This window comes from Gluconacetobacter sacchari, from assembly GCF_014174255.1.
Taxonomy (GTDB): domain Bacteria; phylum Pseudomonadota; class Alphaproteobacteria; order Acetobacterales; family Acetobacteraceae; genus Gluconacetobacter; species Gluconacetobacter sacchari.
On record NZ_JABEQJ010000005.1, the window covers coordinates 93,105 to 106,600 of the forward strand.

12 protein-coding genes are annotated in these 13,496 nt (G+C 67.4%); 4 read left to right on the forward strand and 8 right to left on the reverse strand.

Annotated features, from left to right (window positions below; translation table 11 throughout):
• Nucleotide 1 precedes the first annotated feature (1 nt).
• Nucleotides 2–1,546: a carboxylesterase/lipase family protein gene (locus HLH48_RS05590; protein ID WP_182996511.1), complete on the forward strand. Its 1,545-nt coding sequence runs from the start codon at nucleotides 2–4 to the stop codon at nucleotides 1,544–1,546.
• Here HLH48_RS05590 and ggt read toward each other — a convergent pair.
• The 3 genes from ggt to HLH48_RS05605 form a co-directional block, all read right to left on the reverse strand.
• Nucleotides 1,492–3,213, reverse strand: coding sequence for a gamma-glutamyltransferase (gene ggt, locus HLH48_RS05595; RefSeq protein WP_373320165.1), 1,722 nt, complete (start codon nucleotides 3,211–3,213; stop codon nucleotides 1,492–1,494). The genes HLH48_RS05590 and ggt overlap by 55 nt on opposite strands.
• Nucleotides 3,214–3,316: 103 nt before the next feature.
• Nucleotides 3,317–4,126: a type I methionyl aminopeptidase gene (map, locus tag HLH48_RS05600; protein ID WP_182996512.1), complete on the reverse strand. Its 810-nt coding sequence runs from the start codon at nucleotides 4,124–4,126 to the stop codon at nucleotides 3,317–3,319.
• A 133-nt stretch (nucleotides 4,127–4,259) separates the two neighbouring features.
• Entirely contained in the window at nucleotides 4,260–5,390 is a 1,131-nt protein-coding gene (locus HLH48_RS05605) for a D-alanyl-D-alanine carboxypeptidase family protein (protein ID WP_182996513.1), read from the reverse strand.
• Between the two features lie 269 nt (nucleotides 5,391–5,659).
• On the opposite strand from HLH48_RS05605, the gene clpS reads away from it, so the two are divergent.
• Nucleotides 5,660–6,070: an ATP-dependent Clp protease adapter ClpS gene (gene clpS / locus HLH48_RS05610; RefSeq protein WP_182996611.1), complete on the forward strand. Its 411-nt coding sequence runs from the start codon at nucleotides 5,660–5,662 to the stop codon at nucleotides 6,068–6,070.
• 241 nt (nucleotides 6,071–6,311) lie between these two features.
• Nucleotides 6,312–8,645, forward strand: coding sequence for an ATP-dependent Clp protease ATP-binding subunit ClpA (clpA, locus tag HLH48_RS05615; protein ID WP_182996514.1), 2,334 nt, complete (start codon nucleotides 6,312–6,314; stop codon nucleotides 8,643–8,645).
• Between the two features lie 78 nt (nucleotides 8,646–8,723).
• Here clpA and HLH48_RS05620 read toward each other — a convergent pair whose 3' ends face one another.
• Genes HLH48_RS05620 through HLH48_RS05630 form a run of 3 tightly spaced genes read right to left on the reverse strand, consistent with a single transcriptional unit; the run spans nucleotide 8,724 to nucleotide 10,863 of the window.
• The gene (locus tag HLH48_RS05620) at nucleotides 8,724–9,176 is read right to left on the reverse strand and encodes a hypothetical protein (RefSeq protein WP_373320256.1); all 453 of its coding nucleotides are present in this window, start codon (nucleotides 9,174–9,176) and stop codon (nucleotides 8,724–8,726) included.
• Nucleotides 9,177–9,178: 2 nt separating this feature from the next.
• The gene (locus tag HLH48_RS05625; protein WP_182996516.1) at nucleotides 9,179–10,093 is read right to left on the reverse strand and encodes a polyphosphate kinase 2 family protein; all 915 of its coding nucleotides are present in this window, start codon (nucleotides 10,091–10,093) and stop codon (nucleotides 9,179–9,181) included.
• Nucleotides 10,090–10,863 carry an SDR family NAD(P)-dependent oxidoreductase gene (locus tag HLH48_RS05630; RefSeq protein WP_220795007.1) on the reverse strand — a complete coding sequence of 258 codons (774 nt, stop codon included), beginning with the start codon at nucleotides 10,861–10,863 and terminating at the stop codon, nucleotides 10,090–10,092. Before HLH48_RS05630 ends, HLH48_RS05625 begins: the two co-directional genes overlap by 4 nt.
• A 102-nt stretch (nucleotides 10,864–10,965) precedes the next feature.
• On the opposite strand from HLH48_RS05630, the gene HLH48_RS05635 reads away from it, so the two are divergent.
• Nucleotides 10,966–11,550 (forward strand): YqgE/AlgH family protein, encoded by a 585-nt coding sequence (locus HLH48_RS05635; RefSeq protein ID WP_182996518.1) that lies wholly within the window; start codon nucleotides 10,966–10,968, stop codon nucleotides 11,548–11,550.
• Here HLH48_RS05635 and HLH48_RS05640 read toward each other — a convergent pair whose 3' ends face one another.
• Both HLH48_RS05640 and HLH48_RS05645 read right to left on the reverse strand, forming a co-directional pair.
• Complete coding sequence (locus tag HLH48_RS05640; protein WP_182996519.1) at nucleotides 11,551–12,408, reverse strand: TIGR01459 family HAD-type hydrolase; 858 nt, start codon at nucleotides 12,406–12,408, stop codon at nucleotides 11,551–11,553.
• Complete coding sequence (locus HLH48_RS05645) at nucleotides 12,408–13,475, reverse strand: quinone-dependent dihydroorotate dehydrogenase (RefSeq protein WP_373320255.1); 1,068 nt, start codon at nucleotides 13,473–13,475, stop codon at nucleotides 12,408–12,410. The genes HLH48_RS05640 and HLH48_RS05645 overlap by 1 nt, the downstream gene beginning before the upstream one ends.
• Nucleotides 13,476–13,496 lie beyond the last annotated feature (21 nt).

A 13,496-nucleotide genomic window follows, 5' to 3' on the forward strand; every position in this document is an offset into this window, starting at 1 on the left:
CATGACGATCATCACGCTCGACAGCGGCCGGATCGACGGCCGGTCCGAAAACGGCATCGACGTCTTTCTCGGCGTTCCCTATGCGGCGCCCGTCACGCCCGGACACCGTTTCGGCGCCCCCCGCGACGTCCCGCCCTGGCAGGGCGTCCGCCCGGCCAGGGCGCTCGGCGCCATCTGCCCGCAGGTCGCGACCTATGGCCCCGTCGGCCGTGGCGCGACATCGCGGCACGAGGCGGGCGAGGATTTCCTGACCCTGAACATCCGCAGCCCGGACCTGCGCGGGCAGGCGCCGGTCCTGGTCTGGCTGCATGGCGGCGGCTACGCCGTCGGCTCGGGCAACGAGCCGATTCTCCAGACGGGCGCCTTCGCGGCCAGCGGCATCGTCGAGGTCACGCCGAACTACCGGCTCGGCGCCCTCGGCTTCCTCAGCCTCGACGGACAGCCGGAAAATCGCGGCCTGCTCGACGTCATCAAGGCCCTGGAATGGGTGCGGCGGCATATCGCGCGCTTCGGCGGCGACCCCGCGCGCGTCACGCTGGCCGGGCGCTCGGCGGGCGGCTTCGCCGTCGCCACGCTGCTCGCCATGCCGGCGGCGCGGGGCCTGTTCTCCCGGGCGATGATCCAGTCGGGCGCGACGCCCGCCATCCTGCCGATGGCCGACGCCCGCGCCGTCACGCGCCGCTTCCTCGACCGGCTGGGCGCGGACGCCGCCGCGCTGGAAACCCTGCCCATGTCCCGGCTTCTCGAAGCCCAGCGCGACCTCTGCGACCAATGCTACGAGCACCACGATCCGGTCCGCGACGGCACCGTCACGATGGTCGGAATCCCGTTTCAGCCGGTGATCGATCCCCCGACCCTGCCGATGCACCCCGAACAGGCCGCGATCACGGGCCGCGTCATGCCCGTTCCGGTGATGATCGGCACGACATCGGCCGAATATCTCACCCATTCGACCGCCCACCCCCACCTGTCGCTGGACGACACCATCCGGCTTCTCGATCCCCGCGTGCGGCCCGCCGGGACGACGGGCGCCGAGATCGTCGCCCGCTACCGCGCGGCACTCCCCGACCATGACGCAACCGGATTATGGCGCGCCATCGCCGGCGATCTGGTCTTCCAGAACCCGACGACACGCTACGCCGCCCTCCTGAGCGACTGGCAGCCGGTCCATAAATATCTCTTCGGCGCCATCGGGCCGAACGAAACCGGCGCCGCCCACGGCGACGAACTCGGCTGCGTATGGTGGAACGACGCGACCGGCCGCGCCACGCTGCCGGAGCGCTACCGAAATCTCGACCCGGCCCTCAGCCGCCGCGTCCACGATATCTGGCGCCGTTTCATCATCGGCGAGACGGCCCTGTGCGCCGAAGGACCGTGGCCGCGCCACGCGCGCGCGGCACCGGCCGTTCTCTGGATCCGTCCATCCGGCACCATCGTCACGCCCGATCCGTTCGGGTACCGGCCGGGCCTCTGGCCGGCCGAAGGGGCCACCTACTCCCCGACGGCCGCCCCACCCGGATGGCGCCGGTCGAACCCGCCGAAATAACGCGCCGTGCCGACATGCCGCGCCCCCAGGCGCGGCCCACCCACCAGGATGCCTTCCGCCACGCCCCACGGCGCATGCGGAGCCAGCGTGTATCCTTCCCGCTCCAGCGTCGCGGCAACCGCGTCGGTCAGCGCCCCCTGCTCGATCTCGACCGGCTCGGGCTGCCATTGCTCGTGGATGCGCGGCAGGTCCACCGCCTGCTGGATATCCAGCCCGTAATCCACGACGCCCAGGATCGCCGACAGCACGATGGTCGGAATGCGCGACCCGCCCGGGCTGCCGATCACCATGACCGGCTTGCCGTTGCGCGACAGGATGGTGGGCGACATCGACGACAGCGGCGTCTTGCCGGGCGCGATGGCATTGGCGGCGCTGCCGACGATGCCGAACATGTTGGGCACGCCGGGACGCGACGAGAAATCGTCCATCTCGTCATTCAGGAAGATGCCGGTATGCCCGCCGATCACCTTCGCGCCGAACCAGCCATTCAACGTATAGGTGACCGAAATCGCCATGCCCTTGTCGTCGGCGACCGAAAACTGGGTCGTCTCGTGCTTCTCGGGCTCGACCTGCCCGGGCTTCAGCGAGGCCGACGGCACGGCGTGGTCGGTCGGGATCGTCGCGCGCACCTCCCGCGCATAGGTGGGGTCGATCAGATGCGTCACCGGGTTCCGCACGAAGGCCGGGTCGCCCAGGTCCTGCCGGTCGGCATAGGCCCGGCGCATCGCCTCGACCTCGCGCTGCACGGCGGGCGCGGTATGCAGCCCGAGCCGGTGCATGTCATAGCCCGAGAGAATGTTCAGCATCTCGCACAGCGCCACGCCGCCGCCGCTGGGCGGCGGCGCGGTGTCGACCCGATAGCCGCGATAGGAACAGGTCAGGGTCGGCAGCACGCGGGGCGCGTAGCGGCGGAAATCCTCGGATTGCAGAATCCCGCCCCCCACCTTGCTGGCCTGCACGATCGCATCGGCGATCGGCCCGCGATAGAAGGCCGCCGCCCCATCCCGCGCGATCAGCGACAGGCTGTCGGCCAGGTCGGCCTGCACCAGCCGGTCGCCGACCCGCAGCGGCGTGCCGTCCGGCCGCAGGAAGATCCGCCGCGCCTCCGGATCGCGGGCGAAATCGGCGGTCGAGGTGTTCAGCAACTGCACATCGCCCTCGGCCAGCACGAAGCCGTCGCGCGCCAGGGCGATCGCGGGCGCCATCACCTGCTGGCGCGTCATATGCCCCCAGCGATGCAGGATCATGTCCATGCCCGCCACCGTCCCCGGCACCGCGACGGCCTTCCAGCCCACGATCGACAGGTTCGGGATCACGCCGCCCCTGGCGTCCTGATACATGGTCGGCGTCGCGGCCAGCGGCGCATGCTCGCGAAAATCGATGAAAACCGTCTGCCCGTCGGGGGCACGCAGCGTCATGAAGCCGCCACCGCCGATATTGCCGGCCGCCGGATAGACGACGGCCAGCGCATAGGCCACCGCCACCGCCGCGTCCGCCGCGTTGCCGCCCTGCGCCAGGATGCGCGCGCCGACCTCCGAGGCCAGATGCTGCGCCGACACCACCATGCCGTGCGCCCCTTCCGCCGGAGCCAGGGGCGGCAGGGCCGTCTGCGCCGCGCCGAAGGTCAGCGCATCCCCCTGCACCGCCGGCACCGCCATGGCCGGCATCGCCAGGCCCGCCAGCATCGAGCCCGCCAGCACGAGCGGGGTCCACCGGCACCGAAGCAGGGAAAAACGCATCACGAACCTTTCAACGACAGGGGGCCGGCACTCAGGCGGCGGTGGCATAGGGCGGGCGGTCCAGGCCGGCGGGCGACAGCGTGAAGATCTCGCACCCGTCCTCGGTCACGCCCAGCATATGTTCGAACTGCGCCGAAAGCGACCGGTCGCGCGTCACCGCCGTCCAGCCGTCATCCAGCACCTTCACGTCCGGCCGGCCGCCATTGAGCATCGGCTCGATGGTGAAGAACATGCCCGGGCGCAGCACCAGCCCCTCGGCGGGGCGGCCATAGTGCAGCACGTTCGGCGCGGCGTGGAAGGTACGGCCGATCCCATGGCCGCAGAAATCGCGCACCACCGAAAAACGGTGCGATTCGGCAAAGGTCTGGATCGCATGGCCGATATCGCCCAGCGTGCTGCCCGGCCGCACCTGGCCGATTCCGAGCATCAGCGCCTCATAGGTCGCCTCGATCAGCTTCTCGGCCTTTCGCGACACGGCGCCGACGGTGTACATGCGGCTGGTATCGCCGAACCAGCCATCCAGGATCACGGTCACGTCGATATTCAGGATATCGCCGTCCAGAAGCTGCCTGTCGCCGGGAATGCCATGGCACACCACATGGTTCAGCGAGATGCAGCTCGATTTCGGATAGCCGCGATAGCCCAGCGTCGCCGGGGTGGCCCCGTGCGCGATCATGAAGTCATGGATCAACTGGTCCAGTTCGCCGGTCGTCACACCCGCGCGCACATGCGGCACGATCATGTCCAGCGTCCGCGCCGCCAGTTGCCCCGCCGCGCGCATGCCGGCGAAATCCTCCGGCGTATGCAGGATCACCCGCCGCGCGTCCGTGTCACCGTCCATCACGATGCCCCTCGCTTGTTCATCCGCCGCAAATCGGCATCATCAACTCTCGGGGATAAATGCGCGGGACACGGCCACAAGGCAAGGGCAACCACCCGATCGACCCGCATCCGCAAGCCCGCCAGGCCGGGCTTCAGCCATGGCTGCGCCGATGGCGGCGCGCGGCCGCATGGCCGGCATGGCCGGCCGCCACCATATGAACGGGCGCATGAACGGGCGCATGGGCATGCCCATGGCGCGCCGCGCCGCGGTGGCGGGGCGCCGGCAGTTCGGCCACCTGCTCCGGCCCGGCGCTGCCGCGCGCCGCGGCGGCCAGCATGATCGCGGCCCGGCGGCGGCTGCCGCGCGCCAGCACCAGCGGCCGGCGCACGTCGGCCACACCCTCCTGGCGGAATCCGTCATCCAGCAGCCCGGCCATCAGCGCGCTGCGCTGCGGGTTGCTGCGCGCGCCCAGCACCACGCCGATCAGCCGCACATTGTCGCGCATGGCCGAGGTCACGAGGTTGCGCCCGGCCAGCGCGGTATAGCCCGTCTTCAACCCGTCCGCGCCGGGATAGATCCGCAGCATCGGGTCATGGTTGGGCACCTGCCGGCCATGGAAATAGAAGGCCGGAACCGAGAAATAATGATAATATTCAGGGAATTCGGTGATGATCTGCCGGGTCAGCACCGCCAGGTCGCGCGCCGAGGTCACCTGTTCCTCGTTCGGCAGGCCCGAGGCATTGCGAAACGAGGTATTGACCATGCCCAGCGCCCGCGCCTGGCGGGTCATCAGCTCCGCGAAACGGGCTTCGTCGCCGCCGCCCATCAGCTCGCCCAGCGCGCAGGCCGCGTCATTGGCCGATTTGGTCACCAGCCCCAGCACCGCCTGTTCCACCGTCAGATAGCTGCCCGGCACCAGCCCCAGCTTCGACGGCTCCATGGAAGCGGCATGGGCCGAGACCGGCACCGACTGGTCCAGCGTGATCTGCCCGGCCCGCATGGCCTTGAATGCCAGGTACAGGGTCATCAATTTGGTCAGGCTGGCCGGATAGCGCTGAAGGTCGGGGTTGCTCTGCGACAGCACGGCGCCGGTGCGGGCATCCATCACGATGGAGCTGATCTGCCCCACATATTGCGCGTGGGCGCGCGGCACGGCGACGACGCTCGTCGCCAGATATCCGGCGGCGAGGCCGAGCGACACGCGCACGGTTCGGCCGCCGCCGGGGGCCAGAAAGGCCACGGCGCGACGCAGCCGGGCGAGCCATCCCTGTTTCCCGTCCATCCATGCTCCGTCGGCCACCGCCTGTCCCCTCGTCACAGGATCCGCGTCATCCGGCAACCTTATGGCCATTTTCCGCGACCCGTCCAGAGAAAACCACGATAAGCAAAAGAAAATACTGTCTTTTCACCCCAGGCCGCCCGCGCCCGGCCGGCCGGCCGTCCCGCCGCGGGGCCAGCCATGCTTAAAATTCCCCCGCTTCGCTCTTCCAACACCCGACATCGATCCAATATGGTGTGACCATGACAGCAGCATTCACCCCTGTCCGTGCCATGACCGGCCCGCCCGTCGCAGCGGTGGACCGGGCGCGGGCGCATGGCGGCAACAACCCCACCCGGCGCGACGGCAGCGGCAACGGACAGAATTCCGATCCGGACAACCCCGATTCCCCGACCATCGGCGTCGTCGTCAGGACCCGGCCGCAGACGCGCAAGCCGGCGATGTACAAGGTCCTGATGCTCAACGACGACTACACGCCGATGGAATTCGTCGTCCATGTGCTCGAACGCTTCTTCCAGAAATCGCGCGAGGAGGCGACGGACATCATGCTGCATGTCCACAAGCGCGGCGTGGGCGTCTGCGGCGTCTTCACGTACGAGGTCGCCGAGACCAAGGTGACCCAGGTGATGGATCTGGCGCGGCAGAACCAGCACCCGCTGCAATGCACGATCGAAAAAGACTAGCCTCCGTCACCGGCAACGCCCGCGCCAGGCCGTTGTTTTTAAAGTTCATATCGCGCCACCACGATCGTCCGGCTCCTACCGGCGCCCGCGCGCGCGGCGCGCGGGCGCCCTGCCCCCCGCACCCGCCGGAACTTTATCGTTCTTTCCACTGGCTTTCCGTCCAAAACACACCAAATATGTTTCTGTTCGACCGGCCCGACCCGTCGGGTTCGTGTCCGGCCCAGGAAAAGGAGCGTCACGGATGTTGTCACGCACTCTCGAACAGACGCTTCATCGTGCGCTCACCCTGGCGGGCGACCGGCGCCACGAATATGCGACCCTGGAACATCTGCTGCTGGCCCTCGTCGACGACAGCGACGCGGTCACGGTCTTTCGCGCCTGCGGCGTCGACCTGGACAAGCTGCGCTCCGACCTGACCGAGTTCCTGGACAAGGACCTGGCCGGACTGGCCTCCGACCGCACGGTCGATCCCAAGCCCACCGCCGCGTTCCAGCGCGTGATCCAGCGCGCCGCCATCCACGTCCAGTCCACCGGCCGCGACGAGGTCACGGGCTCGAACGTGCTGGTCGCCCTGTTCGCCGAACGCGAAAGCCATGCCGTCTATTTCCTGCAATTGCAGGACATGACCCGGCTGGACGCGGTCAATTTCATCTCGCACGGCATCGCCAAGGCGCCCGACCGGTCCACCCGCCGCCCGGTCACCGGCAGCGCGCAGGAGAACCCGGAGACGGAACGCGAGGAACGCGGCAAGGGCAGCCAGAAGAACCAGGACGCGCTCAGCGCCTACTGCACCAACCTCAACCGCAAGGCCGAGGACGGGAAGGTCGATCCGCTGATCGGCCGCGATTCGGAAATCGAGCGCACGATCCAGATCCTGTGCCGTCGCACCAAGAACAACCCGCTCTATGTCGGCGACCCGGGCGTGGGCAAGACCGCCATCGCCGAGGGCCTGGCCAAGCGCATCGTCGAGGGCGACGTGCCCGAGGTGCTGCTCAAATCCACGATCTATTCGCTGGACATGGGCGCGCTGCTGGCCGGCACCCGCTATCGCGGCGATTTCGAGGAACGGCTGAAGGCGGTCGTCACCGAACTGGACAATAACCCCGGCAGCATCCTCTTCATCGACGAGATCCACACCGTCATCGGCGCCGGCGCCACCTCGGGCGGGGCGATGGACGCCTCCAACCTGCTCAAGCCCGCGCTGGCGGCCGGCACGCTGCGCTGCATCGGCTCCACGACCTACAAGGAATACCGCCAGCATTTCGAGAAGGACCGCGCCCTGGTGCGCCGCTTCCAGAAGATCGACGTCGCCGAGCCCTCGGTCGAGGACGCGGTCAAGATCCTGCGCGGCCTCAAGGTCAATTACGAACGCCACCACAAGGTCCGCTACACCGAGGAAGCGATCCGCGGCGCGGTGGAACTGGCGGCGAAATACATCCACGACCGCAAGCTGCCGGACAAGGCGATCGACGTGATCGACGAAGTCGGGGCCTCGCGCATGCTGGTGCCGGAAAACCGCCGCCGCAAGACCGTGACCCTGAAGGATGTCGAGGACATCGTCGCCAAGATCGCCCGCATCCCGCCCAAGAGCGTCTCGTCGGACGACAAGGAGACGCTGCGCACCCTGGAGCGCGACCTCAAGGGCATGGTCTACGGCCAGGACCGCGCGATCGAGGCCCTGACGGCCGCGATCAAGCTGTCGCGCGCCGGCCTGCGCGACCCGGAAAAGCCGATCGGCAACTATCTGTTCTCCGGCCCGACCGGCGTCGGCAAGACCGAGGTGGCCAAGCAGCTCGCCAAGACGCTGGGGATCGAGCTGGTCCGCTTCGACATGTCCGAATATATGGAGCGTCATTCGATCTCGCGCCTGATCGGCGCTCCGCCGGGCTATGTCGGCTTCGACCAGGGCGGCCTGCTGACCGACGCGATCGACCAGCATCCGCACGCCGTGCTGCTGCTGGACGAAATCGAAAAGGCGCATCCCGACCTGTACAACGTCCTGCTCCAGGTCATGGACCATGGCCGCCTGACCGACCATAACGGCAAGACCGTCGATTTCCGCAATGTCGTCCTGATCATGACGACCAACGCGGGGGCGGCGGACCTGAACAAGGAAGCGATCGGCTTCGGCCGCGACACGCGGGAAGGCGAGGACGAGGAAGCGATCAAGCGCATCTTCACCCCGGAATTCCGCAACCGCCTGGACGCGATCATCCCCTTCGCCAACCTGACGCCCGAGATCGTCGGCCGCGTGGTCGAAAAGTTCGTCTTCCAGTTGGAAGCCCAGCTTGCCGACCGCAACGTCACGATCGAAATCTCGTCGGCGGCCAAGGAATGGCTGGCCGAACGCGGTTACGACCGTCTCTACGGCGCCCGCCCGCTCGGCCGGGTGATCCAGGAGCACATCAAGAAGCCGCTGGCCGAGGAATTGCTGTTCGGCCGGCTGGTCAAGGGCGGCGCGGTCAAGATTACGCTCAAGGACGGGGCGCTGGATTTCGAGTATATCGAAGCCAATGGCGAAACGGCCACCGAGGGCGACGAAGGCAGCGAGCGCGAATCCGAAACCGCCGACTGACCTCCCTGGTCACGGCAAGGGGCCGCGCGGCATCCCCCGCGCGGCCCTTCCTTCCCCCATCCGGGACCCACCGCTTCTCTACTGGTAGCGGGTCCCGTTTACGGTGACATACCCCGGCATTCCCCACGTCCGCCCCGTACCATGATGGGTCCAGTCGATGCCCTGGCTGCGCGGATTGTCGTAGTAATATCGGCCGACAACGTCCACGCTGTCTCCCTTGGCAACCCAGGGCCACCCCGGCGCCGCCATCCGGTCCAGGTCCGACACGACGCGGATCGACACCCCCTGCCCGACATCGACATAGAAATAGCCATGCCAACCGCTGCGCGTCCGCCGCTCGCGCGACACCGCGATCACGCGGCCACAGACATGCACCGGCTGGTCCCCGCGCAGCGACCCGGCTTCAAACCCTTGCTGTAGCGCCAGAAAATGCCCGTCGTCGCAGGCCGGCCCGATCGCCTCCTGCGCCCGGGCGCGCGCCAGCCCCGTCGCCAGCAGGATACAGGCAGCGCCTGCCGCCATCCGCTTCATTCTCATGCGTGCCGCCCTTTCGGCGCCTCTGCTTCCAGTTCCCGGCGCACCACCGCCATGTCGCGGACGATCTCGGGCGCCGGATCGGGCACGGTCAGCTTCAGCCCCTCCAGCGCCTTGATGATCGTCTCCATCACCAGCAGCCGCGCCATCCATTTCCGATCGGCGGGAATCGCAAACCACGGGGCTGCGGCCTGGGCCGTGTTCTGGATCGCATCGTGATAGGCGACGCGATAGGCATCCCAATGCGCGCGCTCCCGCGCGTCCGAGACCGAGAATTTCCAGTGTTTCTCGTCCTGGTCGATCCGCTTGAGAAAGCGCTTGCGTTGTTCTTCCTTCGACAGGTTCAGGAAGAATTTCAGCACCACCGTCCCCTGCCTCGACAGGTACTGTTCGAAATGCCGGATGTCGCGATACCGCTCCTCCCAGATCGCGCCATCGCGCAACGGCAGCGGGATCTTCTGCCGCTCCAGCAGTTCGGGATGAACCCGCGTGACCAGCACTTCCTCATAATGGCTGCGATTGAAGATCCCGATCCGCCCGCTGGCCGGCGCCACCAGATGCTCGCGCCACAGATAATCATGCGCCAGTTCGACCGGCCCCGGCTGCTTGAAAGAGGTCACGGTCACGCCCTGGGGGTTCACCCCGGACATCACATGCTTGATCATCCCGTCCTTGCCGGCGGCATCCATCGCCTGGAACACCACCAGCAGCGACCAGGTACCATTGGCGTACAGCAGCTCCTGCAATGCCGCCAGGCGCTTGACCCCCTGGCGCAGCAGATGCTTGCCCGCCGCCTTGTCGATCCCCGCGATCGCCCCGATCCGGGTCGGATGAGCCGCCAGGTCGAAATGCGCGCCGTCCTCGATCCGGCAACGATCGAGCAGAGTCTTCAGATCAATCGCGTCTTCCGTCATACGTCCAGCCCCCGTGCCACGGCCAGCCCGCCAGCCGCCTGGCAGGTCGGCATCATCTCGATGCGGTTGATGTTGACATGCCCCGGCAGGCCCAGCACCCAGGCCACGGTCTCGGCGATGTCCTCGGGCTGGATCGGATGCGTATCCTGATACACCGCCGCCGCCTTGTCATCGTCGCGCAGGCGGACATTGCTGAACTCGCTGCCGCCGCACAGGCCCGGCTCCAGGTTCGTCGCCCGCACCCTGCTCCCCAGCAGATCGCAGCGCAAATTTCGCATGAACTGCGCCACGAACGCCTTGGTCCCGCCATAGACATTCCCGCCCAGATACGGATAAGTCCCCGCGGTGCTGCCGATCGAGACGATATGACCGCGGTCGCGCGCCACCATGCCGGGCAGCAGGGCATGGGTGATCTCGACCAGCCCCGCGATATTGGTCTCGATCATCTGCCGCCAGTCCGCGACCGCGCTGTCCTGCGCCTTGCCGATACCCAGCGCCAGCCCCGCGTTATTGACCAGGACATCCACCTCCCGCCATCCTTCCGGCAGGCTGCCGGGCAGCGCGCGCAGGGCGGCGGTATCGTCCATGTCCAATGCCACCGGCAGCAACGCCGGCCCCAGCGATCCGGCCAGCGCCTCCAGCCGCTCCCGACGGCGCCCGGTCGCGATTACCCGATAGCCATCGCCCACCAGCCGTTCCGCGATCGCCTTGCCGAACCCGGCGGTCGCCCCTGTCACCAAAACAATTCTCGTCACTGTGGCACCCTCCATGCGTTCTTCTGTCGCCAATCTTTAAGCGCCAATCCCCCCGGGACCGCAAATCGGCACGGCGCGGTTGCAATGACCGACGGTTCTTGTTCTATGTACACGGTCATGTTTCCTGTCTCCCCCACCTCGGCCGACTCCCTCACGGGTTCCCTGCTTGTCGCCTCTCCGGCCCTCGCGGACACTCCCTTCGCCCGTACCGTGATCTTCCTGTGCGCCCATGTGCCCGGAGAGGGCGCGATGGGCCTGATCGTCAATCGCCGGCTGCCGCAACCGGGGCTGGACGATGTATTGGAACGGCTGGGGATCGATCCGGTGCCGCCGCGTCGGCGGATCGCGCTCTGCGCCGGCGGCCCGGTGGATGGCGGCAGAGGCTTCGTGCTGCACTCCTCCGACTGGGCCGGCGACAGCAGCCTGACGGTCGATGACGGCACCACGCTGACCGCCAGTCTCGATGTGCTGCGCGACATCGCCGACGGCGCTGGCCCCCGCAACGCCCTGCTGGCACTGGGCCATGCAAGCTGGCGCGACGATCAACTGGAAGACGAAATCATCCGCCGCAATGCGTGGCTACCGGCCCCGCCCAGCGACGAAATCCTGTTCGGCCTGGACCACAGCACCAAATGGCGCCAGGCCCTGGCGACCATCAACATGGATCCGCTGCATCTCAGCCATCACGTCGGCCACGCGTAATCAGTCTGCCCAGCGAAAAGATGGCACGCACGCCACCGGCTCCAGCCCCGCCGACCTAGCTTCCGCCTCTGCCAACGCCCTATCGTCGCCGATCATTTCCTGATGGATGCCACCCATCACCCAGCACCCATCCACGCCCACCGCCTTGGCCCCACGCATATCGGTAGCCAGCGCGTCGCCCACCGCCAGCACGCGCGCCAGCGGCACGCCAAGCATGCGAAGGACAGGGCCATAAACCTCCGGATACGGCTTGCCGATCCAGCGGACCGAACATCCTTTCTGCTCGTACAGGCTGGCCAGCAGCCCCGCACAGATCAGGCGCCGACCGGCACGGATCACCTCCAGGTCCGGATTGGCGCACACCATCTTCAGTCCGCGCCCGGCACAGGCCTCCAGCAACGGCAGATAAGGGGCAGGGTCGCTCTCGCCCTGCTCCGGGTTTGGTCCGGTATTCAGGACGAAATCCGCCTCGGCAGGGTCTTCGACCCGCTCCAGATCCAGCCCTTCGAACAGATTATAATCCTTCGGCGCTCCCAGATGCAGCATCCGTTTCCCCAGCCCCGCGAACCAGGGATCCGTGCGATCGGACAGCAGCCCGCGCGTATATTCGCCGCTGGTCATCACGCCGTCATACAGATCGTCCGCAACGCCCATGCCACGCAGCCCCTCGCGCACCACCGCAACCCGCCGAGGCGCGTTGGATAGCAGCACGACCCGCCGACCCGCCGCACGCAACGCCGCCAGACAGTCCCGCGCCCCCGGATAAGGGCTGACACCGTCATGGATGACCCCCCAGAGATCGACGATAAACCCGTCATACCGTACAGCCAGAGGCGCCATGCCATCGAGGAAATGCATCACGCGCTCCCCTTTGCATCGGCCAATGTCTCGAACCCTTCGGCGTTCAGAGCCCGAACGGTCTCGCGTTTCAGGCGCCGCACGATTCCCGGTCCTTCATAGGCGAAAGCACTGTAGATCTGCACCAGATCGGCCCCGGCGCGCACCCGGTCCACGATATCGGCGCCGGTCTCAATCCCGCCGCAGGCCACCAGGGTCAATCGACCGGCGGCGATCTGCGCCACGTCGCGCAACACCGCCGTCGCCAGCGGACGTAGCGGGCGTCCCGACAATCCTCCTGCCTCGGCAGCATGGGGGCTGCGCAACCCGTCGGGCCGCGAAATCGTGGTGTTGGTCACCGTGACACCCTGCGCGCCGCCGGCGATCACGGCCTCGATCACCGGTTCGAGATCATCGCGGGCCAGATCAGGCGCCAGCTTGACCAGTAGCGGCGGCCGATCGGGATGCGCCTCGCCGATCGCCTCAAGGATGGCCTTCAAGCGATCGGCCTGCTGCAAGTCGCGCAGGCCGGGCGTGTTCGGCGACGACAGGTTCAGTACGATATAATCGACATAATGCTTCACTCGCCCGACCAACCGGGGATAGTCGCGCTCGGGGTCGGCACCGTTCTTGTTGATACCCAGATTAGCTCCCACGGGTACGCGCGCGCCGGTACCATTTCCCTTTGCCGGCAGGCGATGCAGCCGTGCCATCCGGACCGTAAACCGGTCAATGCCCTGGTTGTTGAAGCCCATCCGGTTAATGATGGCCCGGTCCTCGGTCAGTCGGAACAGGCGCGGACGCGGATTGCCTTCCTGCGCCAACGGCGTCACCGTCCCGGCTTCGACAAAACCAAACCCGATCCGCGCCAGGGGGCGGATCACCTGGGCATTCTTGTCGAACCCTGCGGCAATGCCGATCGGATTGGGAAAGCGCAACCCCATCGTCCGCACCGACAACGCCGGATCGTCCTGACCAGCCCCACTCCCCAGACCGAGCATCAGAGCATTCAGGGCAAGACGATGCGCGTCCTCGGGGTCCAGCCGCCGTACCAGCTTCATCAGCATTTTCGACACGATATCCATCATGGTCCGATTTTCTGCCGTACA

Bases quoted from the DNA above. Each gene is read 5' to 3' on its own strand.
- HLH48_RS05590 (WP_182996511.1), top strand. From the start codon at position 2: ATGACGATCATCACGCTCGACAGCGGCCGGATCGACGGCCGGTCCGAA.
- ggt (WP_373320165.1), bottom strand. From the start codon at position 3,213: ATGCCGGCCATGGCGGTGCCGGCGGTGCAGGGGGATGCGCTGACCTTC.
- map (WP_182996512.1), bottom strand. From the start codon at position 4,126: ATGGACGGTGACACGGACGCGCGGCGGGTGATCCTGCATACGCCGGAG.
- HLH48_RS05605 (WP_182996513.1), bottom strand. From the start codon at position 5,390: ATGGACGGGAAACAGGGATGGCTCGCCCGGCTGCGTCGCGCCGTGGCC.
- clpS (WP_182996611.1), top strand. From the start codon at position 5,660: ATGACCGGCCCGCCCGTCGCAGCGGTGGACCGGGCGCGGGCGCATGGC.
- clpA (WP_182996514.1), top strand. From the start codon at position 6,312: ATGTTGTCACGCACTCTCGAACAGACGCTTCATCGTGCGCTCACCCTG.
- HLH48_RS05620 (WP_373320256.1), bottom strand. From the start codon at position 9,176: ATGAAGCGGATGGCGGCAGGCGCTGCCTGTATCCTGCTGGCGACGGGG.
- HLH48_RS05625 (WP_182996516.1), bottom strand. From the start codon at position 10,093: ATGACGGAAGACGCGATTGATCTGAAGACTCTGCTCGATCGTTGCCGG.
- HLH48_RS05630 (WP_220795007.1), bottom strand. From the start codon at position 10,863: ATGGAGGGTGCCACAGTGACGAGAATTGTTTTGGTGACAGGGGCGACC.
- HLH48_RS05635 (WP_182996518.1), top strand. From the start codon at position 10,966: ATGTTTCCTGTCTCCCCCACCTCGGCCGACTCCCTCACGGGTTCCCTG.
- HLH48_RS05640 (WP_182996519.1), bottom strand. From the start codon at position 12,408: ATGCATTTCCTCGATGGCATGGCGCCTCTGGCTGTACGGTATGACGGG.
- HLH48_RS05645 (WP_373320255.1), bottom strand. From the start codon at position 13,475: ATGATGGATATCGTGTCGAAAATGCTGATGAAGCTGGTACGGCGGCTG.